Source organism: Acinetobacter bouvetii DSM 14964 = CIP 107468, assembly GCF_000368865.1.
Taxonomy (GTDB): Bacteria; Pseudomonadota; Gammaproteobacteria; order Pseudomonadales; family Moraxellaceae; genus Acinetobacter; species Acinetobacter bouvetii.
On sequence record NZ_KB849729.1, the window covers coordinates 1 to 26,939 of the forward strand.

Genomic DNA, 26,939 nt, shown 5'->3' on the forward strand with positions numbered 1-26,939 from the left:
TAATACTACTGGATAGTGGACGTTACTCGCAGAATAAGCACCGGCTAACTCTGTGCCAGCAGCCGCGGTAATACAGAGGGTGCGAGCGTTAATCGGATTTACTGGGCGTAAAGCGTACGTAGGCGGCTTTTTAAGTCGGATGTGAAATCCCTGAGCTTAACTTAGGAATTGCATTCGATACTGGGAAGCTAGAGTATGGGAGAGGATGGTAGAATTCCAGGTGTAGCGGTGAAATGCGTAGAGATCTGGAGGAATACCGATGGCGAAGGCAGCCATCTGGCCTAATACTGACGCTGAGGTACGAAAGCATGGGGAGCAAACAGGATTAGATACCCTGGTAGTCCATGCCGTAAACGATGTCTACTAGCCGTTGGGGCCTTTGAGGCTTTAGTGGCGCAGCTAACGCGATAAGTAGACCGCCTGGGGAGTACGGTCGCAAGACTAAAACTCAAATGAATTGACGGGGGCCCGCACAAGCGGTGGAGCATGTGGTTTAATTCGATGCAACGCGAAGAACCTTACCTGGTCTTGACATAGTAAGAACTTTCCAGAGATGGATTGGTGCCTTCGGGAACTTACATACAGGTGCTGCATGGCTGTCGTCAGCTCGTGTCGTGAGATGTTGGGTTAAGTCCCGCAACGAGCGCAACCCTTTTCCTTATTTGCCAGCGGGTTAAGCCGGGAACTTTAAGGATACTGCCAGTGACAAACTGGAGGAAGGCGGGGACGACGTCAAGTCATCATGGCCCTTACGGCCAGGGCTACACACGTGCTACAATGGTCGGTACAAAGGGTTGCTACCTAGCGATAGGATGCTAATCTCAAAAAGCCGATCGTAGTCCGGATTGGAGTCTGCAACTCGACTCCATGAAGTCGGAATCGCTAGTAATCGCGGATCAGAATGCCGCGGTGAATACGTTCCCGGGCCTTGTACACACCGCCCGTCACACCATGGGAGTTTGTTGCACCAGAAGTAGGTAGTCTAACCGCAAGGAGGACGCTTACCACGGTGTGGCCGATGACTGGGGTGAAGTCGTAACAAGGTAGCCGTAGGGGAACCTGCGGCTGGATCACCTCCTTAACGAAAGATTGACGACCGGTAAGAATCCACAACAAGTTGTTCTTCATTGATGTATCTGAGGGTCTGTAGCTCAGTTGGTTAGAGCACACGCTTGATAAGCGTGGGGTCACAAGTTCAAGTCTTGTCAGACCCACCATTCTGACTAGCTGTACAGAAAGAAGATGCATTGAATCTAGATGATAAGCTGGGGACTTAGCTTAGTTGGTAGAGCGCCTGCTTTGCACGCAGGAGGTCAGGAGTTCGACTCTCCTAGTCTCCACCATATATCGCTTTGCGATATGGTTAAGTTAATAAATGAACAGTCAAAAGGCTGTTAGTTTAGTCCTTAAGCAAACGAAGTTTTAGATCCTAGAGATTAGCAAGTATAAGCGTTATGATACGCGGACTTGATAATCTCTGTGATTTATCACGGTTTCCTGACCTGACGAAGGCTGGAAAAATCATTAACAGAATATATTTGAGTTGAAATAATTTGTTCATACTCGTTTTAGTTAACTTAACAAGCAATTGTTAATGTTGAATGAAATGAGTTACTAGCGAAATTAACTGAATCAAGCGTTTTGGTATATGAATCTAATTGAAGCTGTACAGTGATTAAGTTCACAGAACTCTGAACTAAAATGTTGAAGATGCTACTTGTAGGCATCGTCGGCTGTTTGGGGTTGTATAGTCAAGTAATTAAGTGCATGTGGTGGATGCCTTGGCAGTCAGAGGCGATGAAAGACGTAATAGCCTGCGATAAGCTCCGGGGAGGCGGCAAATATCCTGTGATCCGGAGATTTCTGAATGGGGAAACCCACCTGTCATAAGGCAGGTATCATACACTGAATACATAGGTGTATGAGGCGAACGAGGGGAAGTGAAACATCTCAGTACCCTTAGGAAAAGAAATCAATTGAGATTCCCTCAGTAGCGGCGAGCGAACGGGGAACAGCCCATTAAGTCATATAAGTTCTAGTGGAATGCTCTGGGAAGTGCAACCATAGTGGGTGATAGTCCTGTACACGAAAGGGCTTATATGATGATGTCGAGTAGGGCGAGGCACGTGAAACCTTGTCTGAATATGGGGGGACCATCCTCCAAGGCTAAATACTCCTGACTGACCGATAGTGAACCAGTACCGTGAGGGAAAGGCGAAAAGAACCCCTGTGAGGGGAGTGAAATAGATCCTGAAACCGCATGCATACAAGCAGTGGGAGCCGGCTTAGTCCGGTGACTGCGTACCTTTTGTATAATGGGTCAGCGACTTACATTCAGTAGCGAGGTTAACCGAATAGGGGAGCCGTAGAGAAATCGAGTCTTAATAGGGCGTTTAGTTGCTGGGTGTAGACCCGAAACCGGGTGATCTATCCATGAGCAGGTTGAAGGTTGGGTAACACTAACTGGAGGACCGAACCCACTGTCGTTGAAAAGCCAGGGGATGACTTGTGGATAGGGGTGAAAGGCTAATCAAACTCGGTGATAGCTGGTTCTCCCCGAAAGCTATTTAGGTAGCGCCTCGGACGAATACCATTGGGGGTAGAGCACTGTTTCGGCTAGGGGGTCATCCCGACTTACCAAACCGATGCAAACTCCGAATACCAATGAGTACTATCCGGGAGACAGACTGCGGGTGCTAACGTCCGTAGTCAAGAGGAAAACAATCCAGACCGCCAGCTAAGGCCCCAAAATTATAGTTAAGTGGGAAACGATGTGGGAAGGCATAGACAGCTAGGAGGTTGGCTTAGAAGCAGCCACCCTTTAAAGAAAGCGTAATAGCTCACTAGTCGAGTCGGCCTGCGCGGAAGATGTAACGGGGCTAAAACTATATGCCGAAGCTGCGGATTTGCAATTTATTGCAAGTGGTAGGGGAGCGTTCTGTAAGCCGATGAAGGTGGATTGAGAAGTCTGCTGGAGGTATCAGAAGTGCGAATGCTGACGTGAGTAACGACAAAACGGGTGAAAAACCCGTTCGCTGAAAGACCAAGGGTTCCAGTCCAACGTTAATCGGGGCTGGGTGAGTCGACCCCTAAGGCGAGGCCGAGAGGCGTAGTCGATGGGAAATTGGTTAATATTCCAATACTTCTGTGTAATGCGATGAGAGGACGGAGTAAGTTAAGTCAGCCTGGCGTTGGTTGTCCAGGTGAAAGGATGTAGGCATGTATCTTAGGCAAATCCGGGGTACTCTATGCTGAGATCTGATAGCAAGCTGTACTTGTACAGTGAAGTGGCTGATACTATGCTTCCAGGAAAAGTCTCTAAGCTTCAGTTGCACAGGAATCGTACCCGAAACCGACACAGGTGGTCAGGTCGAGTAGACCAAAGCGCTTGAGAGAACTCTGCTGAAGGAACTAGGCAAAATGGTACCGTAACTTCGGGAGAAGGTACGCTGCCGGCGGTGATAGAACTTGCTTCTTGAGCTGCTGGCAGCCACAGAAACCAGGCCCCTGCAACTGTTTATTAAAAACATAGCACTCTGCAAACACGAAAGTGGACGTATAGGGTGTGATGCCTGCCCGGTGCTGGAAGGTTAATTGATGGGGTTAGCGTAAGCGAAGCTCTTGATCGAAGCCCCAGTAAACGGCGGCCGTAACTATAACGGTCCTAAGGTAGCGAAATTCCTTGTCGGGTAAGTTCCGACCTGCACGAATGGCATAATGATGGGGGCGCTGTCTCCAGCAGAGGCTCAGTGAAATCGAAATCGCCGTGAAGATGCGGTGTACCCGCGGCTAGACGGAAAGACCCCGTGAACCTTTACTGCAGCTTGACATTGAACTTTGATCTTACTTGTGTAGGATAGGTGGGAGGCTTTGAAACCGCGACGCTAGTTGCGGTGGAGCCAATCTTGAAATACCACCCTGGTAATATTGAGGTTCTAACTCTGCTCCATAATCTGGAGCGAGGACCATGTCTGGTGGGTAGTTTGACTGGGGCGGTCTCCTCCTAAAGAGTAACGGAGGAGTACGAAGGTGCGCTCAGCGTGGTCGGAAATCACGCGTAGAGTATAAAGGCAAAAGCGCGCTTAACTGCGAGACCCACAAGTCGAGCAGGTACGAAAGTAGGTCTTAGTGATCCGGTGGTTCTGTATGGAAGGGCCATCGCTCAACGGATAAAAGGTACTCTGGGGATAACAGGCTGATACCGCCCAAGAGTTCATATCGACGGCGGTGTTTGGCACCTCGATGTCGGCTCATCTCATCCTGGGGCTGAAGCAGGTCCCAAGGGTATGGCTGTTCGCCATTTAAAGAGGTACGCGAGCTGGGTTTAGAACGTCGTGAGACAGTTCGGTCCCTATCTACCGTGGGCGCTGGAAATTTGAGAGGATCTGCTCCTAGTACGAGAGGACCAGAGTGGACGAACCTCTGGTGTACCGGTTGTGACGCCAGTCGCATCGCCGGGTAGCTATGTTCGGAAGGGATAACCGCTGAAAGCATCTAAGCGGGAAGCCTACCTCAAGATAAGATTTCCCTAGGACTTTATGTCCTCTAAAGAGCCGTTGAAGACTACGACGTTGATAGGCTGGATGTGGAAGTGCGGTGACGCATGAAGCTGACCAGTACTAATTGCTCGTGAGGCTTGACTATACAACGCCCAAGCAGCTGTATATCATGCTTCAATTGATTCACATATAATCAATCAAACTTGATTTAGTTAAAAAGCTAGATACAATGAACAAATTAAATGAACTCAAGTACTTCTGTTAATAACTCATTTGACCAAGCAACGGCACTGAAAAGATAAGACCAAATGCAAAGTCATAACAGTTGTGCTGGCGACAATAGCAAGAGTGAACCACCTGATCCCTTCCCGAACTCAGAAGTGAAACCTCTTAGCGCTGATGGTAGTGTGGGGTTACCCATGTGAGAGTAAGTCATCGCCAGCTCATTATTCGAAAACACCCCTAACTCAAGCAGTTAGGGGTGTTTTTTTATGCATTAAATAAAAATAGGAAGGATAAAGCGGAAGGACGGGCAGAGTCAGAAAGCCAGCATAAGGTTAATCTGCTGTTTCAATAGAATTTAGCTGCCTGCGCGCATGCTTAAGTGCTGTTCGAAGGCCTTCTTCTAAAGTTGGATGATAAAAAGGCTTTGTTAGAGCAGCATCAACAGTGAGCTCTTCCGCAATGATCCAGGCCAATAAATGTGCGAGATGTTCTGCAGATTCAACAAATAGCTCGGCACCTAAGATTTTTCTTGAAATTTTATCGACGTAAATCTCGGCTGCTCCTTTATTTTTTCCGAGAACCAGCGCCCGGCCTTGTTTTTCATAAGATACAAGACCTGTTACAAATTCAATATTATTGCCTTTAAGTTTTTTAAAGCTCTGTCCGACTGTTGCCATTTCTGGTGAGCTGAAAACAATACCTAAGGGGGTAAGCATTTTTATTGATTGAATCTCAGGAAAATTTAAAGCATTGTGAATGGCGGCTTTTCCTTCATGAGCTGCTTCGTGCTGAATCGGTGTGGTCGTTTTCGCATCGCCAATAATAAAAATAGGATAATGAAGCAGCTGCTTCGTCTGATCATCAACAGGGAGATTTCGCAGATCAGTAAATGCATCATTAATGTTTTCCAGCTTGAGATGCTGTAAATTACTGTCCCGGCCAGTTGCTGAAAGTACGTAATCAGCAATTAACAGACATTCGGAGCCATTTTCCTCATATGTAATTTCAATGCCTGATTGAGAACTTTCAACTTTTTTTGGCAATACTTCAAACTTAATGTCTAATTCAGCCTGTAATTCTTTTTGAGCCAGCATTTGAAGATTCGGGCTGGTTAATGTCCCGACTTTTCGGCTGCGTGCAAATATTGTAGTTTTGACACCAAGCCTGTGCATAGCTTGCGCCAGTTCTATCGCAATAACACCGCTGCCGATAACGGCCAATGATTCGGGCAATTCGGGCAGTTCAAAAATATCATCTGAAGTAATCAGCCGGTCTCTAAGCGCTGATTTCCATTGAGGATTAAATGAGGGGGTGGATCCTACAGCAATGATGAAAGACTTGGCTTGATAAGTGGAATTGTTGACTTGTACTGTATTGGCATTAATAAAAGAGGCATGTCCAGAAATTTTATGCGATGCTTCCCAGCTATTTACGTCTTTTAATGTGGCTGCTGTAAAACGGTTTCGCAACTCTCTTACATGCGGCATGACATTTATTGTATTGATATTGGCTTCTATCTTCAAAGCGACTTCTGCCGCATGCTGAATGTCATGCATTCGGTTTGCAGATGAGATGAGTACTTTGCTGGGCATGCAGCCAACACGCGCACATGTGGTATCCCAAGGGCCATCATTGATGATGAGTATATTTTGTGTATGCTTTATTGCTTCTTTATAAGCCGCAATACCTGCTGTTCCAGCACCAATAATGATAATGTCGAACATATGAACTCCTTGTGAATTGTTGGGCTTAGATCTCAAAACATTTGTCATGCTTTTGTTTACATAAAGCAGCAACTATGATTACATATCCAGCAATAAATATTTATAACGCGCTTAAAAATTGATGAGGGTTTTGGGGATTTCCATGGAAAAGAAACAAATTGGTTTAAAATTATCAGCTGTTGCTTTGGCTGTATTGCTGGCAAGCTGCGGAGGCGGCGGCAGTGAAGGGTATTATAATCAGCAATCAAGCGGTAGCACAGGCTCTTCAAATAATCCTAATACGGGTGAAGCCGTTAAGTCTCTGAATGCTAGCGCAATTCAGCTGAAAAATTTGAATGGCAATTCGACTGCGGTTATTACAGCAGAGGGTGTAACAGCTACTGTAAAAGTGACAGATCAGTCTGGAAATGGTGTCAGCGGAGCAATCGTAACATTTACTTCAACTGGTGGCGTCACTTTTGGCAGTTCCAATGGTGCGGTAGTGACCAATGCAAATGGTGAAGCAACTATTTCAGTAACACCTGAAAATTTGAGCAGTACAGGCGCCTACAAAATTTCAGCAAGTGCTGAATTTGATGGCAATACTGCCACAGCGAAAGATGCAGTCTTTAGTTTACAGTCTTTAAATGTTGTCTTAGCGAATATATCTGCTGCCGCTGCTAGTCTTTCATCTGGCGCTTCTACAAATATTACTTTAAAAACTTTAAATCAAGATTCTGACGCTCAAAATAATGTAACGGTGAACTTTACTGCAAGCTGCGGTACATTTGATCCTGCATCTGTCATTTCATCAAATCAAGGCAATGTTATTACTTCATATAAAGCCATTGCTTCGAATGGTGATTTATGTGAAGGCCCAGTTGTTGTTACAGCATCTTCGCCTAGCAGCTCATCTTCTGTTACAACGACACTGAATATTGCAGCGGTGGCCGCCGATTCTCTAGTTTATACAACGACTGCTGATGTTAATCTGGGTATTAAAAACAGTGGATCAGCAGCATCCAGCTCTATTGAGTTTACGCTGTATGCCAATGGTGTTCCAGCACGAGACAAAAACGTTGAGGTCTCTTTGGAAAAAGCGCCAAATGATCTTCATTTTGTGACATTGAATAACCGTTCTACTCAAACTTTAAAAAGTGATTCTAAAGGTAAAATTGTTGTTAATTTATATCCAGGCAATATCCCTGGCCCTGTAGAGATTAAAGCAACGCTGGTGGCATCTCCAACAGTGTCAGCAATTTCTAAAGGGGTGAAGGTTTCTTCTGGACGTGTTACACAAAATGGTGTAAGCCTATCTGTTTCTAAACAATCCTTACGTACAGATATTGATGGTGATGTTGCAACGATTGTTGCCCGGATGCGTGACCGTACAGGTAACCCTGTACCAAAAGATACAGTCATCAGTTTTGTCAGCGAAGGCGGTAAAGTTGATTCAAACTGTATGACGGATGATAAAGGTGTTTGCTCTGTGACTTTAACTACCCAGAGCCCAAGACCTTTAGATAACCGTGTGACTGTTTTAGCCTATGTTGAAGGTGACAAGAGTTATATAGATAATAATGGCGACAATTTATATACAGCAGGCACGGATACCTTAACTGATAATATTGGCGATTTCTTTAAGGATGATAACGAAGATAATCTACATAGTGTAGGTGAATTCATTTATCAAAAAGCCGCAGGCGCATTACAATGCGCGATTTCTAGCTTTGCACAACCGAATATCCCAAATACTTGCGACAGTGGCCTAAGTGCAGTACTGCGCCAACAATTGGTATTCTCTTTTGCACACGACACACCAACATTTGTTTGGAATGCAGGATTTGATAGTAATGGGTTCATTACAAGTGGTTCAGGCAATTTCAGCTTCCAAGTGTTTGGCAACTCGCAAAAAACGGTACCAATGCCATCAGGTACAACTATTTCTGTAGCAGTGAAAGATAATAGTGATTTTCAACCTAAAGCCAAACTTCAATTAGATACTGCAGATTCAACTAAACAAATCTTGAAAGTTTCAGGGGCAGAACCAAATACTACTTTAATTGTAACGATTAATGATATTGATTATGCTGTAATAATTGATTCAACTGGAACGGGAAGTAAGGGGGGGATTGCATCAACTGTTACGGGCACCCCTGAAATAACTTATAAAAATTTATCTTGTGAAGCTGAAATTAGAAGTGGAAATTTAACCGTTCCGAATACTATGGCTTTATTAACACCAAGTACATTCGCAAATAATGGAAATGACCTAGTGGATTATACAGTACGCTTGAAAGGCTGTACGGCAGGAGATGATGTAAAAATCATTTCAAGTGTTCCAGGCGGTAAGAGCCTAACATCTTGGCTGGATATTAAATAATGTAAGCATAAAAAACAGCGCTTCGGCGCTGTTTTTTATTCAAGGATTCTATAAACGATTTAAATTGAGGTTCCGACGCTTACTCCAACAGTAGGTCGAACATTAAGTGAGCTGCAGCCGCAAACAGCAAGTGTGCAGATGAACATCAAGAGTAATTTATTCATTCAATAGGCCTTGAGCTTTGGCTTGATTAAACAGCGCAGCAGAGCGTGAACCGCTTTTGCAAACCATCAGGATGGGTTTAGGCAGTTCTTGATAATATTTGGCAAATTCAATAATGTCTGTTTGAGAAATTTTACCGCTGGTCACTGGCTGATAAATCACGCTGACTTGCGACTTTTCCGCAATATTGCGCAACTCATTCACGGTAACAGCATTGCCTTGCTCTTGGTCAGGGCGGTTCACAATCACAGATTTAAAATGATGCTGCTTTAACAAAGCGCTGAACTTATCAGCAGTCATTTGTCCTGCCACGCTGAGCTTGCTATTCAGCGCAATACTGTCATTCTCAGCCATAGCGGGAAATGAACACAGCAGCGATGCACTCAACAGCAAACTTCTCAGGAGCGGCTTAGTCATCCAGCAAATCCATCTGTTTTGCCAGCTGGTACAAATTATTAGAACGGTTTCCTGTACGGCAGAACATCAATACAGGTTTAGGCAATTCATTGAAGTGATTAGCAAAAGCACGAACGTCGACCTCAGTAATTTGACCGGCAACTACGGGCTGATAAACATAGTCGAGGCCTGCTGCGCGGGCTGCTTCCTCAATTTGAGCGCTTGTTGGCTGCTCAGGGCCGCCTTCCATATCTGGGCGGTTATTGATAATGGATTTAAAGCCTTTTTCAATCACTTGTGTTACATGTTCAGGGCCGATTTGACCAGCAAAGCCAACATTTTCGCTCATCGTGTCACTCCATAATTTAAATAATAGAATTATGCTTTATGATAGCATTAAGCCTTAATATCAGCTTGATGTATTGAAATATTTATAAACGATTACAACCATAAAAAACATCTGGAGCAATTATGCATGCTTATACTGTTGAGCCGCTGTATGTTAAAAGCGGGCAAGAGGTGATCGCTGCAGATTTCTATCGGCCGAAGAGCGTGCAGAAGCCAGGTGTCATTATTATGGCGCATGGGCTTGCATGCTTGCGCCAATTTAAACTCGTACAATTTGCCCAGCGTTTTGCCCATGCTGGCCATGCGGTTGTCCTGTTTGATTACCGCTATTGGGGCGGCAGCACTGGCCGTCCAAGGGAGCTGGTCTCGCTGCAGGCGCAGCTGGAAGATTGGCGGACGATGCTGATGCATGTCGCGCAGCGCAAATCAATTGACAGCCGTAAAATTGTGCTTTGGGGGATTTCCTTAAGTGCAGGCTATGTGCTGGATATTGCCTCTGAAAATAAAAATATTCAGGCGGTGATTGCTTTAAATCCTTTTGTCGATGGCGCTGAAAGCGCGAAGCAATACCCGCTGCCGCTGCTGCCCAAAGCATTAAAAATCTCCAGTCAGGATTATATGGGCGCAAAAGTGGGCATGCAGCCGAAAAGCTTGCCGGTTGTTTCCGAACAGGAGCTGTGCTTTGTTCCTGTTGCCGGCGCATATGAAGGCTACCAGTCTATTCTGCATTCCGATTATTACTGGAGCGGTGAAATACCGGCAAGGGTCTTCTTTAATTTAATCCGTTACCGGCCCATGCAAAATTTGAGACGCATTGCTGTGCCGGTACTGTATATCGCGTCAAAGCAGGACAGTTTAATTCCTTTAGAAATCAGCCGAGAAGCAGCCACTAATATTGCGCCTTATGCAGATTATCATGAATGGGAAATGCGGCATTTTGACATTTATCATGGAAAATGGTTTGAAAAAGCGGTAGCAGTTCAATTAGACTTTTTGAATCAACATATTGGAGACGGCTAAATGATTATTGTATGCCCAAGCTGCAGCGCTAAAAATCGAGTGCCAGAAGATAAGCTTTCGGCCAGTCCAGCATGCGGGCAATGCCATAGCAACCTGATTCCGCTTGCGCCTATTGAGCTGAATGAGCAGAATTTCAGCAGTTTTATTACGCATAGTGATCTGCCTATTTTGATTGACTTATGGGCGGAATGGTGCGGGCCCTGTAAAATGATGGCGCCGCATTTTGCGCAAGCGGCGAAGCTGTACCCGAATGTGGTTTTCGCTAAAATTAATACGGAAGAGAATCCGCGGCTCAGCAGCGCCTTTAATGTTCGAAGCATTCCGACCCTAGTTTTAATGAATAAAACCAGCGAAATTGCTAGAATAAGCGGTGCGTTACGATCCAGTGAACTGCAAAAGTGGCTGGATCAACAATTAACTGCCCAAAAGTAAATCAGGGCTTGGAGTTACAGTGTCAGATTCTCATGTAAAACCGGAGGGAACCCTATCCCTTCAAACGATTGCAATGCCGGCAGATACCAACTGGAGCGGTGATGTTTTCGGCGGATGGATTGTGTCGCAAATGGACTTGGCCGGAGCAATTCACGCTGAACGCTTCAGCAAAGGGCGCTGCGCCACTATTTCGATTAACCAAATGACATTTTTGGTTCCGGTAAAAGTGGGCGATGTGATCAGCTGCTATACCAAAATATTAAAAGTCGGCAATACTTCAATTCAAATGCAAATTGAAGTGTGGGACAGCCATGACAGTTCTCGTGATCCAGTCCGGGTAACTGAGGGCGTATTTACCTTTGTTGCCGTCGATGTCAAAGGGGCTAAGCGTCAAATTTCTGATGAAGTGAAAGCAAAATTTGCAGCGAAACATGCATAAAAAATTCAGCTGAAATATCAAAAAGCCAGTTCATACACTGGCTTTTTTTGTGCAGATAAAACAGGTTAGAACATGGTGTTGCTATTGGCGCTGTCTGCAGGCACATCCTGCTGTACATCCCAATGCTCTACAATTTTGCCATTTTCTACACGGAAAATATCAACAATTGCTGTGCCTTTGTCTTGGCCGTTTTCGGTAGAAAGCACATGTAAAAAGACCAAATCGCCTTCAGCAGCAGCGCGCTTAATGACGCTTTGGGCTTGAGGGTTTTCCTTAAAGTGCTGCGTGAAATAATTGACAAATGGCGCTTTGCCATCCGGCACATGCGGGTTGTGTTGAATATACTGATTGCCAATATAGCGGTCAGCATAGGCTGCCACCTGATGCTTTTGAAATACGCCTTCATAAAAGTCGATGACTGTTTTCTTATTTTCAGCGGCTTGATCAGCTGAGGACAAGGTGCTGACGGCAGTTCTGGCTGCAGATGGGTTTTGACTGCAGGCAGACAGCAGGGGAATGGCTGTCAATAATAATGCAGAGGTCAGGATCAATTTTTTCATTGTTTGGCTCTGGGACTTTTAGATATGTGTCTATCCTGAGCTGAAGCAGATGTTTTAAATAGAAGAATTCTGTTTGTGCGAAGTACAGGATCAGTAACAATAAAACTTACCTAAAGGTAAGTTTTATTTACATTTTAAGAAAATTCTGCTGGGCTTTTTCAGCTTTTCTTTTTGAGATGGGATTTGGCGACCCATGCCCAAAGCATTTCGCATTTGATCGGCTCTTCGCCAGATTCATCCTGGAGAGTCACACTCACCAAAGTTTCGCCTTTCTCTGTACTCTGCATGAGTTTTTGCTGCTCTGCAGTTAAGGTTGCTGTTGCTGTCATTGCGCCTTTGCTTGGGCGTTTAAAATCAGCCTTCATGCTTTTAATCAGCACAATGGCGCTGTCCGGAACATTCATGGCCGTCACAAAACCTGTTGCGGTTTCCGCAAGGAGCGCCATCGCGCAGGCATGCAGCTGGCCAATATGGTTTTGCATGGCTTTATGATTGGCCAAGCTTACCGTTACCTGTGAAGCGCTGACTTCAAGGTAACGGATTTTGGCTGTGCCGACCATAGGAACGATACGGCCAAAGGCTTTTGACCACAGCGCAGTGCGGATGCCTTGAGGGAATCTGGCGGTGCTGTGCACCAGTTTAGATAAACGGTTGCGCTGAGTCATGTGATCCTCTGCTTGGCAGAGTATCTGCCTTAGTCTTTAAAGTTATTGAATTGCAATGGTACGCCAAATTGCTGTTCTTTTAGGAACGCCATAATTTGCTGCAAAGTATCGCGCTTTTTATCGGTTACACGGATTTTGTCGCCTTGAATAGAAGACTGCACTTTAATGCCGCTTTCTTTAATGGCTTTATTAATTTTTTTTGCAGTATCAGAGTCAAGGCCATCCTTCAGCTTAATCACTTGAATGACATTTTTGCCTGAAGCGGTCATTTTCTGCGGGTCAAGCGCTTGGATATCGACTTTACGCTTAAAGAAATGGCTCTCCAGCATGCTGTATACTTGTTCGCATTGGAAATCACTTTCAGTACTGATTTTGATTTCTTTGGCTTTTTCATTCAGTTCGATCGAAACGTCTTGGCCGCGGAAGTCAAAACGGGTCGCAATTTCTTTTTGAGTGTTCTGAACTGCATGATTTACTTCAAAAACTTCTAATTCTGAAACAATATCAAAAGATGGCATGGATTAAACCTTTACAAATGGAAAGAATATCTGAGATGCTAGGGATGTTTTCTTCATTTGCCAAGTGTTGTTTACATCAAAGGAGTGCACAATGATCCGTAAGCAAGAAATTACAACATTTGAGTTCCCAGAAAATGCGATTATCTGGGATGTACGCGATTCAAGTGCTTATGCTGAAGCGCATGTTAAAGGCGCGGTTAACCAGCCGATTAACGGTCTTTCAGAAAGCAGCCTAACTCAGGTGTCGACGGATCAGCCCATTTACATTTTATGTGGTGGCGGAAGTAAAGCGCCGCGCGCAGCTGAACTATTAGAGGGTTTTGACAGCGGCCGCGAATATGTCATTTTAATGGGCGGCACTCGCGCCGCTCGTGATGCAGGTTTGCCTTTAGAGCAAAGCAGCTGAGGAAAAAGCGCCGCAAGGCGCTTTTTTTATATCATTCAATGCTGCATGTCTGGAAAATCCAAAAAATTATCCAGATTGCTGCGGTTTAAAATAAGGCTTTTTCGGTTTGGCCTTTTTACGGAAACGCTGCGCACCCAGCTTTTTCAATAAGTTCGCAGGAATCGGGCTGGCTTCACCTAAAATTTGCGCCGCCAGCGCCTCGCTGCACAGCGGCGCATATAGAAAGCCTTTAGAGCCTAAGCCTGCAAAGGCATAAATTTCCTGATCTTCTTCAGCTTTGCCCAGCAGCGGAAAATAATCCTGCGTTTGCGCCCGCACCGATGCGCGGCCTTGCCATGTGTCTGGTGCGGCCAAGGATTGTGCATAACTTGGAAATACACTGCGGATAAGTTCATAGTTATGCACATGGTCTTCAGGCAGTACAGCATCATCATCACGGTTGGGATAGAACGAAGCGCCTAAGATTAAATGCTCGGCATCCAGCTGCATGCAGTAGCCGCCATAACTGTATGCATGTTGATGCGCTAAAGGCTGTCCAGTGTTTTTCACCCAGCTGACTTGCCCGCGGATTGGCTTCAGCATAGGGCAGTGCTCAAACAGCTGCGCGCTTTGGTGCGCAGCGCAGACAATCACGTGATCGTAATCGCCTAGAAAATCTTGGTTTTGATAGAGCTGAATTGGGAGTGTGCGCTGAATTTGAGTAATTTCAGCCTGCTGAAATTGAATTAGCGGATGCTGCAGGATTTGATCACGCAATTGATGCGGAGAAACTGCGCCGGCCTGCAGCAGGTTCAGGCTTGGAAATGCGGTTTCTAATCCGCTTTCAGTGGCTGTTTCAGCGCGCAAAATCTCTGCTGGATATTGTTCGGCTAAATGCAGCAATTCTTTGGCTTTTTTCAGCGCCAGCTGATGAACTTGAATGGGCCGGAAAGCGGGAAATTTTGAATAGTGCCGCAGGGCATGTTGCCATGACAGCGTCATCAGATGTTCAGCGCTTTGTTCAATCTGACACAGCTTCGGGTTCAGCAGTGCAAGAGGATTGCCTGAACCGCCTGCTAAAGGTGCTGACTGGTCATACAGGGCAATGCGATGGCCGCGCTGAGCAAAAGCCCATGCGCAGCTTAGGCCGGCTATACCAGCGCCAATGATCGCAATTTGGCGCTGTTTAAAAGCAGGCTTAGAGCTGAGCTGCGTTTTTTTTTCAGGATTAGAGCTTTGAGCAGAATCTTCAGCTGTAGGCCAGATGGCTTTGAGCATTTCACGTTTATGGCGAAAACCGCGTGGACGGCTGATGCTGATGCCATGCTGCTTTAAGCCGCGCTTCAGGACGCCTGCAACACTGAATGATGAAAACGTGGTGCCGATGTCCGACAGGCGAATAATATGATTTAAAACATTTTCTTCCCACATGTCCGGATTGCAGGACGGCGCAAAGCCATCCAAAAACCAGGCATTGACCTGCAGAGTCCGCGCCATGACAGGAAAAACGTCATGCGCTTCACCCAGCCACAAGTCAATAGAAAAGCGCTCATCTGGAAAGTTTAAACGGTGGCAGCCGGAGATCGGCTGCGGATACTGTTCAATCAGCTGCTGCGCCAAAGGCTGCAGTTCAGGCCATGCATTCAGTGCACGGATTAAATCATTTTTAGAGAGCGGAAATTTTTCGACTGAAATCGCATGCAGGCGGCTGTGATTGTCTGGACGCGCCTGCTGCCAAAGCTGCCACAGCGCTAAAATATTCAGCCCTGTGCCAAAGCCGGTTTCACCCACACAGAAATATTCGAAATCCTGCAGCCGGGTGAGGCGTTCGGGCAGATCATTGCCGTTTAAAAACACATGGCGTGTTTCCAGCAGCCCGTTGTCTTTAGAAAAATATACGTCGCCAAATTGCTTGGAAACAGGGATATCAATGCCGTCGACTGTTTGCCAGTCCAATTCGGCCGTTTGAATTACATCAGCCACAGCTCAGCCTTTTACATGATTACAGTTAGCGGTATTTGAGGCCGCTGGGGATTACCATTGGCGGCGGCGTTTGGTGTACACATAGCTGGCAATCAAAAAGCCAAGCAAAACACCGACAGCAATGGTTGCTGCGCCGTATAGGAACATTTGCGCACTGCGTTCACTTTGCAGCACTTGAACCTGTACGCCCAGATTATCGTTTTTCAGCTGCAGTTCCTGATTTTGAGCCAAGGCATCTAAGTTGGCTTTTTCCAGCTGCTGCAGGCGGGAGTGCTGATCTTTCACCAGCGCTTTTATCTTGGCATCCTGCAAGGCTTTGTTTTTTGTCAATTGTTCAGCGGTTAAAGGATTTTCTTCCGCCGTCAGCGCATTTGGGGCGCCCTTTGCAGATGACGGCAAAGTTTTAGGCTTATTGGCTGGCAGAGTTTGCGGCGGGGGTGTTGCAGTCGTTGCTTGCACAGCAGGGGCAGCAGCAGGAGCCGGAGCAGGTTCAACCGCCCATGCAGCGGTACAAAAAATAGAGAGGCCCAGTAAGCTGGAAACAACGGCACGCATGTCACTTATCCTTGAGGAAAGGCTTTGTTGAAAGGTTTTACGTCAATGTGGCCGTAAACGCCTGCTTTCAGGAATGGTTCTTCTTGAAGCCAGTCATCCAGCGCTTCGCGAGAATCAAAATCGACAATAATGGTACTGCCGTAAAAACCTGCTTGAGGATTGCCAGGATCTTTTGGCATTGCGCCGGCAGCGACTAAACGGCCCTCATCATTCAGCTTTTGCAGGCGTTCTAAATGCTGCGGACGGACGGCAAGGCGCTTTTCAACGGTACCTTCATTATCTGTACATGTTACAACGAAAAATGGCATGTGATTTCTCTAAATTTTACCGAAAGTTCTATTCAGAAGTTTTAAAGTATTTACGCAATACAATAAACTGAATAATGATAAAGGAAAACATCACGAGCATGTCGCCAAATGCAGTGAATTCTCCCCAATATTTTCCGCCGGCGTATAAATAAGCAAAGAAAATATGCAAACTGGACATGACGACAAACATGGCGGCCCATGCATAGTTCAGCTTGATCCAGCCGCGGCCGGTTAAATCCAGTACAGGGCCAAATAAGCGTTCGATCAGCGGTTTTTTGTCTTTGCCGAACCAAGGCGAAAGTAAGAAAGCGCCAGCAAAGACCAGATTCAGCAGAACCGCTTTGAGGCGGATATAGAAATCATCGCTAAGCATTAAGGTGATGCCGCCAAAAATAACCGTCATGAACAGCACAATCCACTGCTGTTTGTCTAAGCGGAATTTCTGTATGAAAAACAATGCGCCGTAGACGATCAGCATGGAAATAATCAGACCCGTTGTCGCTGCCAGAATATTATTATTGTCGACACCGCCAGCCGAGCCGACGAGCTGCAGCAAAGGATGATCAGTGTCTTTAGGATCAACAGTTTTATATAAATAAAAGAAAATAATGAGTGGCACAAAGTCTAAAAGTGCTTTCATGTTAAAGTATCTGGTATCTGATCAAATAAATGACATAGTATAAGTGATGCAAGGCGTAGATTTACATACACACAGTAATATTTCTGATGGAACTTTGTCTCCAGAACAGCTGGTGCGTGCGGCCGGTGAAATTGGCATTCATACCCTTGCGCTGACCGATCACGATACGATGGACGGCTTAAGCCTAGCTGAAGGCGCTGCCAAAGATTTAGGCATTAAGCTGGTTTCAGGTGTGGAAATTTCCAGCCAATGGTCACGCCCTGCGACCAAAAAGAATTATGGCGTGCATATTGTGGCGCTGAATATGCAGCATCCAGAGCCTTTGCTGGCCCTGCTCGAACAGCAGAAGCAGATTCGCGCTGTGCGCGCCAAGCAGATTTGCGATTTATTAATTCCCCTAATTGGTGAAGATATTTATGCCGATGTTGTCGCTAAAGTCGATAACGTGCCAGACCGTGTGACCCGCACCCATATTGCCAAAACTTTAGTGGAAAAAGGCTATGTCAGCCGCGCGCAGCAGGCTTTTGATAAGTATATTAAAGAAGGCAAAAAAGCCTATGTGAAATTTGATGGGCTGGGGCTTGAAGAAACCATTCAAGTCATTCATGCCAGCGGCGGTTTTGCGGTGCTGGCGCATCCGACCCGCTATGATTTGTCTGCCACCAATATCCGCTATCTCATTGAAATTTTTGCCCAGTTCGGCGGCGATGCGGTGGAGCTGCCTCCAGCAGTTGAGCCGCTGGGCACACGCCAGATGGTGGACCGCATGATTGCGGAACATGGGCTGAAGGTATCGGTGGGCAGTGATTTTCATGGCGACAATATGCCGTGGATCAGACTCGGCAATATTCCGCGGGTTAAAGAAGGGCAGGCTGGGATTTGGGAAAGTTTTGTTTAATGATTTTCCTCATCCCCTTGCGGAATATCTTCCTCATCCCTGAGGGAGAATGGGTTCCCTCGCCTTGTAGGAGATGAGCAGCACTGCTGCGCAAGGGAGAGGTAATAAATCAAAGCAAATTATTGTCCAGCGCCTGAATCGGCGGCGGGGTCGGTTTGCCTAAAGTGCCCAGCAGTTCAATCTCAATGGTGCGCACCATGGAATCCAGCGGCAAATCATTGCTTTGCGTGCCAAAAGGCTCTTCAATTTCTGAACTGAGCGCATCCAGTCCTAAAAAGGTATAGGCTAAAATGCCGACCAGCAGCGGTGTCGCTAAACCCAGTGTCGAACCTAAGCTGAACGGCAGCATAAAACAGAAAAAATACACCGTGCGGTTCAGCAGCACTGAATAGGCGAAAGGCAGCGGCGTGGTGGCAATCCGGTCACAGCCGGTTTGCACCATGCTCAGCTCCATCACATGCTCATTCATCTGCGCATAAATAATGTCCGAAATTTCACCGTCTTTCAGCGCCTGCATCAGTTCCCATTGAATCAGGCTCAAGGTGTACTGCGGCGCATTGGCCTGCTGATAGAGCTGGGTCAGCGCCTGCTGGCTCATGCCGCTGGTTTGCACCAGTTCTGTGGGGTTGGCTGTTTGATGGCGCAGGCGGTCGCGCAAGACATTGGCGAATACAATCACGTGCTGAATGATCCGTTCGCGGCGGCCTTGGCTGAGCATGCGGCAGTCACGGTCAAAATGGCGCGCATTGGCAATTAAGATGCCCCACAGGCGGCGCGCTTCCCACCAGCGGTCGTAGCAGGCCGAGTTTTTAAAGCCCAAGAAAATAGACAGCACCACACCGATTAAAGTGAAGCCGACTAAGGGCAGCTCAGGAAAGTGAAAGATATTGATGTAAGACAGTCCGCCAATGACGGTGGACAGCAGCATGACAACCCCTAATGGCGGCAAAACCTTCGGCAGAATCGTGCCCCGCCAGGAAAACAGCAGTTTGAATATACTGGGTTGGTCACGCACAATCATGTGTTTGGAATCTTGATGAATTTGGACTGATCTTCATATGTGCTTAGGCCTTTGTCAATAGATGAATTATGTAGAATTTTTCGGGCTGATCAGGCCATGCTCGGCAAAGGAAAAAGAGCCTTCTGCTGAAATAATGCAGTGGTCAATGAGGCGGATTTCCAGCAGGCTGCAGGCGTGCTGAATGTGCTGCGTCAGCTGAATATCCGCAGGTGAGGGCTGCGGTTTTCCGAAAGGATGATTATGCGCAATCACAACCGCGCTGGCATGCTGCTGTATGGCATAGCGCAGCAGCTGATTGATGGAAATTTCACAGCTGCTGATCGATCCAAAGAACAGTTTTTTAAAGTGTATCTTTCTTAAATGCGCATCGAGGCACAGCACGGCAAAGATTTCTTGGGTTTCAGCTAAAAATTCAAAACGCAGAAAACTCAGCAGCTGGGCAGAGCTGTCCAGCTGCAGCGGGCTTTGGCTGAATTGCTGGCCAATGTAGCGTTTTCCAAGTTCTTTTACGGCCATGAGCTGCGCATATTTGGTTGGGCCCATGCCGTGAAACTGGCTGATCTCTTCCAGTTGGGCATCAAGAATCGGGCTGAGGCTGCCAAAATGCTGAATCAGCAATCGGGCTAATTCAACCGCTGAGTGCTGCTGCGAACCGGATCTTAAAAATATCGCCAGCAGTTCGGCATCGGATAAGCTTTGTGGGCCTTGGCGCAGCAGGCGTTCACGCGGGCGCTCCTGTTCAGGCCAGTTTTTAATTGAGAAATTCATTATTCTTAGACTTTTTTTATTATCAGTATGTTGGGTTTTTCCAAGTTGAATCTTGGGTCAGGCCATATTTAATGCTATTGTGAGCGCCACTGCAACAGATAGGTAGCCTGTTCGTGAGTTTTGATTTAAGTGTAATTCCAAACAAAAATATTATTGTGGCTGTTTCAGGCGGCATTGCTGCCTATAAAAGCGCGATTTTAGTCCGCCGTTTAAAAGACGCCGGCTTTGACGTGCGCGTGGTGATGACGGAAGGCGCGCAAGCCTTTATTACGCCGCTGACCTTTCAGGCGCTGTCGGGCAATCCTGTACATACGGCATTATTAGATCCAGAAGCCGAAGCCGGCATGGGGCATATCGAGCTGGCGCGCTGGGCAGACCTTGTGCTGGTTGCGCCAGCCACTTGCGATACTTTGGCCAAATTTGCCGCTGGCTTGGCGGATGATTTGCTGTCGACCTTATATTTGGCGACCAAAGCGCCGGTATGGGTTGCGCCAGCCATGAATCAGCAAATGTGGGCGGCCAAAGCCACGCAGCGCAATTTGAATACGCTGATTGAAGATGGCGTGCATGTGATTATGCCGGATGCGGGTGCGCAAGCCTGCGGCGATGTCGGCTTAGGCCGCATGCCGGAACCGGAAGATTTAGCGCGTCAAGTCACTGAATATTTCCACCGCGCGCAGCGCGCCATTGCCGAAAAGTTTGGCTTGCTGGCAGGCAAGCATGTGGTAATTACCGCAGGGCCGACGCGTGAGTCAATTGACCCTGTGCGCTATATCTCAAATCACAGCACCGGAAAAATGGGCTTTGCTTTAGCCGCAGCCTGCTATGCTGCCGGCGCAAAAGTGAGCCTGATTGCAGGGCCCGTCAGTTTGGATACGCCAAATGGCGTGCGCCGTATGAATGTGCAGTCTGCCATGCAGATGCTGGAACAGAGCATGGATCAGCTGGAAAAAGGCTGCGACATCTTTATTGCGACAGCCGCGGTTGCGGATTACCGTGTGGCGCACGTGGCTGAACACAAAATTAAAAAGGCTGGCGATGAACTGAATGTCGCGCTGGTAAAAAATCCGGATATTGTGGCGACCATTGCGCAGCAGGAAAAGCGGCCATTTATGGTAGGCTTTGCGGCGGAAACCCGCAATGTTGAAGAGTATGCGGCGGGGAAATTAGTCGCGAAAAAGCTGGATATGATTGCCTGCAATGACGTTTCACGTCCGGATATCGGTTTTGCTTCCGATGAAAATGCGATGATCGTATTCTTTGCCGAGCAGTACCGCTTGCCGCAGCGCGATTTAGAAAAAGCCTCTAAGCAGGAAATCGCGCAACAGCTGGTTGAAGCGATTCACGATGCACTGCACCATAAGCCGGATGAAACTGATCCTGATGAATTAAAATGATCAAAGCGGTTCAATATTCATAAAAATGCAGCGATTTCGCTGCATTTTTATGCTATGAACAATAGGCTGGCTGCTTAAAATTAAAATCTATCGAATAATTTAACTGCGGAACAGATTCGCAGCAGCGCAGCAAGCGGCAGTTTAACCATAGCCATAGTTTTGACACGATCTTTATAAGGATACCGGGATGATCAAAAAAACTTTAGCCACAGTCATGTTGTGCACAGCTTTATCTTTCAGCAGCTTCAGCTTTGCCGCCACGCTTCAGCAGAATATGAAGACTCTGGGCAAAAACTTTAAAGCCTTTAATAAGGCTGACAATCAGCAGGATGCACTGCAGGCGCTGGATCAGATGAAAGCCGCGGCTTTAGATGCAAAGAAAGTAAAATTAAAAACCAAAGATGCTAAAGCGCCAAGTTCGGATGTTTTGTTTGATCAATTGGCGGCAGAAATTGATAAAACGCGCGCCTTGGTGAAAGCGGGGCAGTTAGATAAAGCCAAAGCGGAAGGCAAAAATATAGCCGCTATTAAAGATCAGGGCCATTCTATCTACAATAAGCAGTAAGTGGCCTTTGGGCTAAAACGTTAAAACTGGGCAGTGCAGCGCCAGAAATAAAAAAGCCAGCGGACTAAAGCTGGCTTTTTTATTTCTGCTTAAGGAATTATAGAGCAGCTTGATACTCTTTGGCTTCATCTTCTGCGCGGCGCATATTTTCCTTGATATTGCGGATGGCATTTTCCACATCTGCAAACGTTTTAGCATTGCCGCCGCTCAGGGCCTGACGCCATTTACGCGCGCCGGGCAGATTTTGGAATAAGCCTAAAATGTGGCGGGTAATAATGGACAGCGGTGCGCCTTCCGCCATGCGCTGCGCAATATACGGCAGCATTTGATTGATAATGTCAAAGCGGTCAGGCGCTTCCAAATTCCACAATTGCCCTAATTCTGCCAGCAGGTAAGGATTATGATAGGCTTCACGGCCAATCATCACGCCATCCACATGTTCCAAATGTGCTTGAGTTTCAGCGAAGGTTTTGATGCCGCCATTGATTTCGATCAGCAGGTTAGGACGCTCTTGTTTGAGGCGGTACACATCTTCATAGCGCAAAGGGGGCACATCACGGTTTTCTTTCGGTGATAAACCCTGCAGCAGGGCAATACGGGCGTGGACAATAAAGTTGTCACAGCCTGTTTGGGCTACCGTATCGACAAAATGCAGCATTTCTTCATAAGACTGCATGTCATCAATGCCAATGCGGTGCTTTACGGTCACTGGAATATCGACTGCATTGTGCATTTCAGCAATACATTCAGCGACGAGATCAGGTTCGGCCATGAGGCAGGCGCCGATTTTATTATTCTGTACGCGGTCACTCGGGCAGCCGACATTTAAATTGACTTCGTCATAGCCCCAGTCCCGAGCCATTTTTGTACATAGCGCTAGATCTTGAGGGTTAGAGCCGCCCAGCTGCAAAACAATTGGGTGTTCTTCTGTGTTGAAGTCCAAATGGCGTTTGGCATCACCATGAATAATTGCGCCAGTGGTCACCATCTCTGTGTATAGGATGACATTGGGGTTAAACAGGCGCGCAAAAAAACGGTAATCCTTGGTGGTCCAATCCATCATCGGTGCAACACTGATTCGCGGAGATTGAGTGTTTTCAATGTTTTTGTTAATAGTCATTAAAAATCATACCTTTAATCTATACTTCTCAACCTGCGAGAATCTGTTTTAACCTGTGTTTAGGTGGGTTAATCGGTTTGCATTTACACCAAGTTTTACACCATAATCAAAAAAACAGGTTGTGGTGTAAATTATGGGGTCAATTACAGCAAGGAAAGGTGCAGATGGTAAAGTTAACTATCGTGCTGCGATTCGAATCAATCGAAAGGGCTTTCCTACTTTTTCTGAAAGTAAAACATTTCACTCAAAGAAGTTGGCTGAAAACTGGGTTAAGAAACGAGAAGTCGAAATTCAAGAAAATCCTGATATTTTGCTTGGCAAAGAAAAACTGATTGATCTGACCTTATCAGATGCCATAGATAAATATTTGGATGAAGTCGGGAGCGAGTACGGAAGGACGAAACGCTATTCTCTGCTCTTAATTAAGAAGCTACCAATTGCGCGCAATATTATCACAAAATTAAAATCAGTACATTTGGCCGAGCATGTTGCTTTAAGGAAGGGAGGAGTCTCTCATCTCGAACTTGAGCCTATTGCGACTAGTACGCAGCAACATGAGCTTTTACATATCCGTGGTGTGCTTTCTCATGCTGCTGTTATGTGGGAAATGGATATTGATTTAAATGGTTTCGATAAGGCTACAGCGCAGTTAAGAAAAACACGTCAAATATCTTCCAGTCAAAAAAGAGACCGACTTCCTTCAACGGATGAACTGATTGCATTGACGAAGTATTTTACAGAGCGATGGAAGCTAAACCGTTATGGTTCAAAGTATCCAATGCATTTGATTATGTGGTTTGCAATTTTTTCATGCAGACGTGAAGCCGAATTAACACGATTATATCTTCGAGATTATGATTCACATCACTCTACATGGAAAGTACATGATCTAAAGAATCCAAATGGCTCGAAAGGCAATCACAAGTCATTTGATGTCCTTGATCCTTGTAAGGAAATGATTAAAAGATTAAAGCAGTTAGAAGTTCGTGAACGAATGTTGAAGCTTGGGCATGATGAAAATTTACTGCTGCCATTGAATCCTAAAAGCTTAGGCAAAGAGTTCAGAGAAGCTTGTAAAATGTTGGGTATTGATGATCTACGTTTTCATGACTTGAGACATGAGGGGTGTACTAGACTAGCTGAACAGAGTTTTACTATTCCTGAAATTCAGAAAGTAAGTCTGCATGATTCTTGGAGCAGTTTGCAGCGCTACGTATCAGTGAAAGCAAGAAGGAATACTATGCAATTGGAGGAGGTGCTACGTCTCATCGATGAAACGTAGCATAGTCTTTGGCTGCTTTTGTGTATTCAGTATCTAAAACATCAGCTAGGTCTTTCACGTGTACTAAAAAAGGTGCACGTTTACTTTGATCTAATTTAAATACAGAGAAAGGAAACTCCTGGCTATTTGCCTTTCTTAATGCCTCAGCTTTACTAAGATGAGGAAAATAGTCGGACACTATTGTCATTAGTTCTACAGTCATAGAGCGATATTTCATAAAAAGGTAATCATTCGTATTCAATTGAAATGTTCCCATTGGTTAACTCATTTACGATAGTAAAATTTAATTTAATTAGAAAAATTTTATCTTTCTAATTATCTCTTTTTAATTCGAAGGATAGCCCGAGTTATCACGTGCAGTTTAGATATAGGTTAAATTTTGAAGTAGTCATAATTGTTTTCCACTGTGATTTAGAGATTCAAAGTAGGTCTTTTCCTACCGGCGATGAATATATGTTAGAGAAGAATGTACTGAGTAAAAATAATGCTAGAGGTGTATATAAACATAGTGCTAGAATGTTTTTTAACTCATTGATAAGAAATGATTTGTGAAGAAAATTAAGCGTGCTGACTACGAAGAGCTTCTAACTGAATTGTTGAATTGTTTTACTTATTTGATTTCTTCGCAGCTTGGCATATCAGTGGATAACTTGAAAATTCCTGATGATGAGACTAGCTACTCGATGTTAAATGATTTTAAGGATAAGAAAATACATGGATTTCATATCCTTCCACTGTATGATCTAACGCAAAGTATTCAAACATATCTGACTATTTTTGATAATTTAGATCAGAAGTTTCATAATGATATTTATCGAGATGCCTTATATTCATATATCAAGGAAGGTTATCCAATATATGGTTTTGATAATAAAAAGCTTAGAAATAGAATTAATGGATTGTTAAATGTTAGAAAAAGATATGAAGAAAACCTTTATAAGAAAAGAGAGGTTTTATATCGGGTACTGAGAGAAGAAGCTTCTTTGAATGGTAAATGGGAAAGCATTAATCAAGCAGTAAGAGAAGCTTACCCAAAGATTACTTATGAGTTTGAATTGTTTAATAAAGAGTGGATTAGGAATGAAATGATAAAGTTATTAAGTCAGATTGAAGAAAATACGCTATCTTTGATTAAAAATAAAAATAAAATTTATAATGAGGAGTATACATCTTTTCAGAATAGATCTTTTGAAAATAAAATTAATGACTTAAGAAAAAGATATAAAAAGTTAGAAAGAGCATTAAATGAAGAAAATAGTAGCGATGTTTTGGGTAAAACTTTAGCTTTTCATTCAGACTATCAGGAGGAATCTATAATAAATCATTTGAGAAGTTGTCCTGAATTAATTTCAGAAATAATTGGTGATTGTCAATAGTTTTTTTAAAAATAATGAGCTATTTTTTTTAAAAAAATCCAAAAACAACTAACTTGAATGATAACAACTAACTTAATGTGTGAGATATGCTAATACCTTATTTTTCTAACCCAATGGCACACTATGCTTTAGGATTTCAAAGCTTTGAGACAGACTCTCTTTATGATCTGTGTGAGCAAATAGATTATAAAAGGCAGTGTCATATGCCTGAACAAAGCCATCTTGCAGAAACTATACTGAAATTAGAAAAGCATATTTATGATTTAAGAAATATTCCTGAATTAAATGAAATTTATATTGATAATTTTGCAAGTTATATTTGTTCTGAGTGGAGGTGTTTGAAAAGAATTATAAACCCAATTAATGATTTCTCTCCAGAATTAAATATTTTTAGAGTTGAGTTTAAACTTTTTTTAGAGGAGAAGGGACCTGAAAATAAAGTAATTCCTATTACAAAAGATAGGTTGTATGTGTTTATAAATAGATTAGATAGAAAATTTAAAGAAGAAAAATTCTCTAAGGGGAAAAATAATTTAAGAACTAGAGTTGAAAAAAACAGAAAGTCACTTTCTAAATATACTGAATCATTACAGTATGATTACCCTAGTCTGGAAATAATTCGCTTTGAGATAGCACTGTGTCCTAGAAATGAAGATAAAATGGAAGATTTTATAAAGAGGTATATAAAAGATAAGAATGATTTTTTGTATTTTTTAACAAAACGAGAGTTTAAGAAAAATATTATAGGTTATATGTGGAAATTTCAACCTCAGCAGGATGATGGGCACGTAAGTTGTCACATAGTATTATTTCTAAAAAATGATGAAATGGAAAAAGGAAATAAAAAACAGGATATAGATTATAAAATGAAAATATTAAAGTCTAGATGGAGGGAATTAACAGATGGTTATGGAAAGTTTTGGGATTGTTATTCATTTCTGAAATATAGGTGTAACTCTGTGATTTCGTCTGAGAAGAGTAATTGTGAAATTGAATATGAGCTAAAAAGAATTGTAAATTATTTTGTAAATACTGATTATTTTTTTCGCTTAAAATTAGAAAAAAAATATCGTTCTTATGGTCGTGGTGAAATTTCTTGATCTGTATGTTGGATAATTATTGTCTCTTAATTTTTTGTTGATTTAATTAAAATAAATACAGTATGATTTGTTCTGGTTGATATTGATGTTTTTTTGTTGGGTTATTAATAATTCATATTTATTAATTTCTAGCTGGTAATTAATTACATGAGAGTACTTTGTATAGTTTAAACTACCAAAAGGAAATCTCA

At 44.4% G+C, this 26,939-nt stretch carries 25 protein-coding genes, 2 tRNA genes and 3 rRNA genes; 16 read left to right on the forward strand and 14 right to left on the reverse strand.

Annotated elements, in window-relative coordinates; all coding sequences use genetic code 11:
* From F941_RS13645 to rrf, 5 genes are all read left to right on the forward strand, one after another.
* Positions 1-1,081, forward strand: a 16S ribosomal RNA gene (locus F941_RS13645); the annotation flags it as partial.
* A 59-nt stretch (positions 1,082-1,140) separates the two neighbouring features.
* A tRNA-Ile gene (locus F941_RS13650) sits at positions 1,141-1,217 on the forward strand.
* A 50-nt stretch (positions 1,218-1,267) separates the two neighbouring features.
* Positions 1,268-1,343: transfer RNA gene (locus tag F941_RS13655), tRNA-Ala, on the forward strand.
* A 406-nt stretch (positions 1,344-1,749) separates the two neighbouring features.
* Positions 1,750-4,644: ribosomal RNA gene (locus F941_RS13660) — 23S ribosomal RNA — on the forward strand.
* 184 nt (positions 4,645-4,828) lie between these two features.
* Positions 4,829-4,943 (forward strand): 5S ribosomal RNA (gene rrf / locus F941_RS13665).
* 113 nt (positions 4,944-5,056) lie between these two features.
* On the opposite strand, the gene F941_RS13670 is transcribed toward rrf, so the two are convergent.
* Positions 5,057-6,448, reverse strand: a complete 1,392-nt coding sequence (locus F941_RS13670; protein WP_005012436.1) for a dihydrolipoyl dehydrogenase — start codon at positions 6,446-6,448, stop codon at positions 5,057-5,059.
* 142 nt (positions 6,449-6,590) lie between these two features.
* On the opposite strand from F941_RS13670, the gene F941_RS13675 reads away from it, so the two are divergent.
* Entirely contained in the window at positions 6,591-8,810 is a 2,220-nt protein-coding gene (locus F941_RS13675; RefSeq protein WP_005012439.1) for an Ig-like domain-containing protein, read from the forward strand.
* A gap of 156 nt (positions 8,811-8,966) precedes the next feature.
* Here F941_RS13675 and F941_RS13680 read toward each other — a convergent pair whose 3' ends face one another.
* A complete protein-coding gene (locus F941_RS13680) occupies positions 8,967-9,389 on the reverse strand; it encodes a protein tyrosine phosphatase family protein (RefSeq protein WP_005012441.1) in 423 nt (140 codons plus the stop codon).
* The gene (locus F941_RS13685) at positions 9,382-9,717 is read right to left on the reverse strand and encodes a protein tyrosine phosphatase family protein (RefSeq protein ID WP_005012443.1); all 336 of its coding nucleotides are present in this window, start codon (positions 9,715-9,717) and stop codon (positions 9,382-9,384) included. The genes F941_RS13680 and F941_RS13685 overlap by 8 nt, the downstream gene beginning before the upstream one ends.
* 122 nt (positions 9,718-9,839) lie before the next feature.
* Between F941_RS13685 and F941_RS13690 the strand changes: the two genes are divergently transcribed.
* From F941_RS13690 to F941_RS13700, 3 genes are all read left to right on the forward strand, one after another.
* Positions 9,840-10,736, forward strand: a complete 897-nt coding sequence (locus F941_RS13690; protein WP_005012444.1) for an alpha/beta hydrolase — start codon at positions 9,840-9,842, stop codon at positions 10,734-10,736.
* Positions 10,737-11,168 (forward strand): thioredoxin TrxC, encoded by a 432-nt coding sequence (gene trxC, locus F941_RS13695; RefSeq protein ID WP_005012445.1) that lies wholly within the window; start codon positions 10,737-10,739, stop codon positions 11,166-11,168.
* A 73-nt stretch (positions 11,169-11,241) separates the two neighbouring features.
* Positions 11,242-11,607: an acyl-CoA thioesterase gene (locus tag F941_RS13700; RefSeq protein WP_018573150.1), complete on the forward strand. Its 366-nt coding sequence runs from the start codon at positions 11,242-11,244 to the stop codon at positions 11,605-11,607.
* Positions 11,608-11,672: 65 nt separating this feature from the next.
* Here the strand turns inward: F941_RS13700 and F941_RS13705 are convergent, their stop codons facing one another.
* The 3 genes from F941_RS13705 to F941_RS13715 all read right to left on the reverse strand — a co-directional run bounded on the left by F941_RS13705 (position 11,673) and on the right by F941_RS13715 (position 13,350).
* Positions 11,673-12,167 (reverse strand): nuclear transport factor 2 family protein, encoded by a 495-nt coding sequence (locus F941_RS13705; RefSeq protein WP_005012453.1) that lies wholly within the window; start codon positions 12,165-12,167, stop codon positions 11,673-11,675.
* A gap of 158 nt (positions 12,168-12,325) precedes the next feature.
* Positions 12,326-12,832, reverse strand: a complete 507-nt coding sequence (locus F941_RS13710) for a DUF4442 domain-containing protein (RefSeq protein ID WP_005012454.1) — start codon at positions 12,830-12,832, stop codon at positions 12,326-12,328.
* A 29-nt stretch (positions 12,833-12,861) separates the two neighbouring features.
* Positions 12,862-13,350 carry a YajQ family cyclic di-GMP-binding protein gene (locus F941_RS13715; protein ID WP_005012457.1) on the reverse strand — a complete coding sequence of 163 codons (489 nt, stop codon included), beginning with the start codon at positions 13,348-13,350 and terminating at the stop codon, positions 12,862-12,864.
* A 91-nt stretch (positions 13,351-13,441) separates the two neighbouring features.
* On the opposite strand from F941_RS13715, the gene F941_RS13720 reads away from it, so the two are divergent.
* Positions 13,442-13,756 carry a rhodanese-like domain-containing protein gene (locus F941_RS13720; protein WP_005012459.1) on the forward strand — a complete coding sequence of 105 codons (315 nt, stop codon included), beginning with the start codon at positions 13,442-13,444 and terminating at the stop codon, positions 13,754-13,756.
* 66 nt (positions 13,757-13,822) lie between these two features.
* On the opposite strand, the gene mnmC is transcribed toward F941_RS13720, so the two are convergent.
* Genes mnmC through F941_RS13740 form a run of 4 tightly spaced genes read right to left on the reverse strand, consistent with a single transcriptional unit; the run spans position 13,823 to position 17,221 of the window.
* Complete coding sequence (mnmC, locus tag F941_RS13725; protein ID WP_005012462.1) at positions 13,823-15,718, reverse strand: bifunctional tRNA (5-methylaminomethyl-2-thiouridine)(34)-methyltransferase MnmC2/FAD-dependent 5-carboxymethylaminomethyl-2-thiouridine(34) oxidoreductase MnmC1; 1,896 nt, start codon at positions 15,716-15,718, stop codon at positions 13,823-13,825.
* Positions 15,719-15,769: 51 nt separating this feature from the next.
* Positions 15,770-16,273: an SH3 domain-containing protein gene (locus F941_RS13730; protein ID WP_005012464.1), complete on the reverse strand. Its 504-nt coding sequence runs from the start codon at positions 16,271-16,273 to the stop codon at positions 15,770-15,772.
* Between the two features lie 5 nt (positions 16,274-16,278).
* Positions 16,279-16,581, reverse strand: a complete 303-nt coding sequence (locus F941_RS13735; protein WP_005012466.1) for a YciI family protein — start codon at positions 16,579-16,581, stop codon at positions 16,279-16,281.
* A 28-nt stretch (positions 16,582-16,609) separates the two neighbouring features.
* On the reverse strand, positions 16,610-17,221 hold the full coding sequence (locus F941_RS13740) for a septation protein IspZ (RefSeq protein WP_005012467.1): 612 nt from the start codon (positions 17,219-17,221) through the stop codon (positions 16,610-16,612).
* A gap of 46 nt (positions 17,222-17,267) precedes the next feature.
* Here F941_RS13740 and F941_RS13745 point away from each other — a divergent pair, with 46 nt between their 5' ends.
* Positions 17,268-18,119, forward strand: a complete 852-nt coding sequence (locus tag F941_RS13745) for a PHP domain-containing protein (RefSeq protein ID WP_005012469.1) — start codon at positions 17,268-17,270, stop codon at positions 18,117-18,119.
* Positions 18,120-18,228: 109 nt separating this feature from the next.
* Here F941_RS13745 and F941_RS13750 read toward each other — a convergent pair whose 3' ends face one another.
* Complete coding sequence (locus tag F941_RS13750) at positions 18,229-19,140, reverse strand: bestrophin family protein (RefSeq protein ID WP_005012470.1); 912 nt, start codon at positions 19,138-19,140, stop codon at positions 18,229-18,231.
* A gap of 66 nt (positions 19,141-19,206) precedes the next feature.
* Positions 19,207-19,908 (reverse strand): RadC family protein, encoded by a 702-nt coding sequence (radC, locus tag F941_RS13755; protein WP_005012471.1) that lies wholly within the window; start codon positions 19,906-19,908, stop codon positions 19,207-19,209.
* A 113-nt stretch (positions 19,909-20,021) separates the two neighbouring features.
* Between radC and coaBC the strand changes: the two genes are divergently transcribed.
* Together coaBC and F941_RS13765 are read left to right on the forward strand one after the other, a co-directional pair.
* Complete coding sequence (gene coaBC / locus F941_RS13760; RefSeq protein WP_005012474.1) at positions 20,022-21,305, forward strand: bifunctional phosphopantothenoylcysteine decarboxylase/phosphopantothenate--cysteine ligase CoaBC; 1,284 nt, start codon at positions 20,022-20,024, stop codon at positions 21,303-21,305.
* A gap of 187 nt (positions 21,306-21,492) precedes the next feature.
* A complete protein-coding gene (locus tag F941_RS13765) occupies positions 21,493-21,870 on the forward strand; it encodes a cytochrome b562 (RefSeq protein WP_005012476.1) in 378 nt (125 codons plus the stop codon).
* 97 nt (positions 21,871-21,967) lie between these two features.
* Here F941_RS13765 and dusA read toward each other — a convergent pair whose 3' ends face one another.
* Positions 21,968-22,990: a tRNA dihydrouridine(20/20a) synthase DusA gene (gene dusA, locus F941_RS13770; RefSeq protein WP_005012477.1), complete on the reverse strand. Its 1,023-nt coding sequence runs from the start codon at positions 22,988-22,990 to the stop codon at positions 21,968-21,970.
* A 133-nt stretch (positions 22,991-23,123) separates the two neighbouring features.
* Here dusA and F941_RS13775 point away from each other — a divergent pair, with 133 nt between their 5' ends.
* Positions 23,124-24,272, forward strand: a complete 1,149-nt coding sequence (locus F941_RS13775; RefSeq protein ID WP_005012479.1) for a site-specific integrase — start codon at positions 23,124-23,126, stop codon at positions 24,270-24,272.
* Here F941_RS13775 and F941_RS13780 read toward each other — a convergent pair.
* A complete protein-coding gene (locus F941_RS13780) occupies positions 24,256-24,528 on the reverse strand; it encodes a pyocin activator PrtN family protein (protein ID WP_005012480.1) in 273 nt (90 codons plus the stop codon). The two genes, F941_RS13775 and F941_RS13780, sit on opposite strands and share 17 nt — an antisense overlap.
* 292 nt (positions 24,529-24,820) lie before the next feature.
* Between F941_RS13780 and F941_RS13785 the strand changes: the two genes are divergently transcribed.
* A complete protein-coding gene (locus F941_RS13785) occupies positions 24,821-25,648 on the forward strand; it encodes a hypothetical protein (protein WP_005012481.1) in 828 nt (275 codons plus the stop codon).
* 86 nt (positions 25,649-25,734) lie between these two features.
* On the forward strand, positions 25,735-26,748 hold the full coding sequence (locus tag F941_RS13790) for an inovirus-type Gp2 protein (RefSeq protein ID WP_154649293.1): 1,014 nt from the start codon (positions 25,735-25,737) through the stop codon (positions 26,746-26,748).
* Positions 26,749-26,939: the final 191 nt, after the last annotated feature.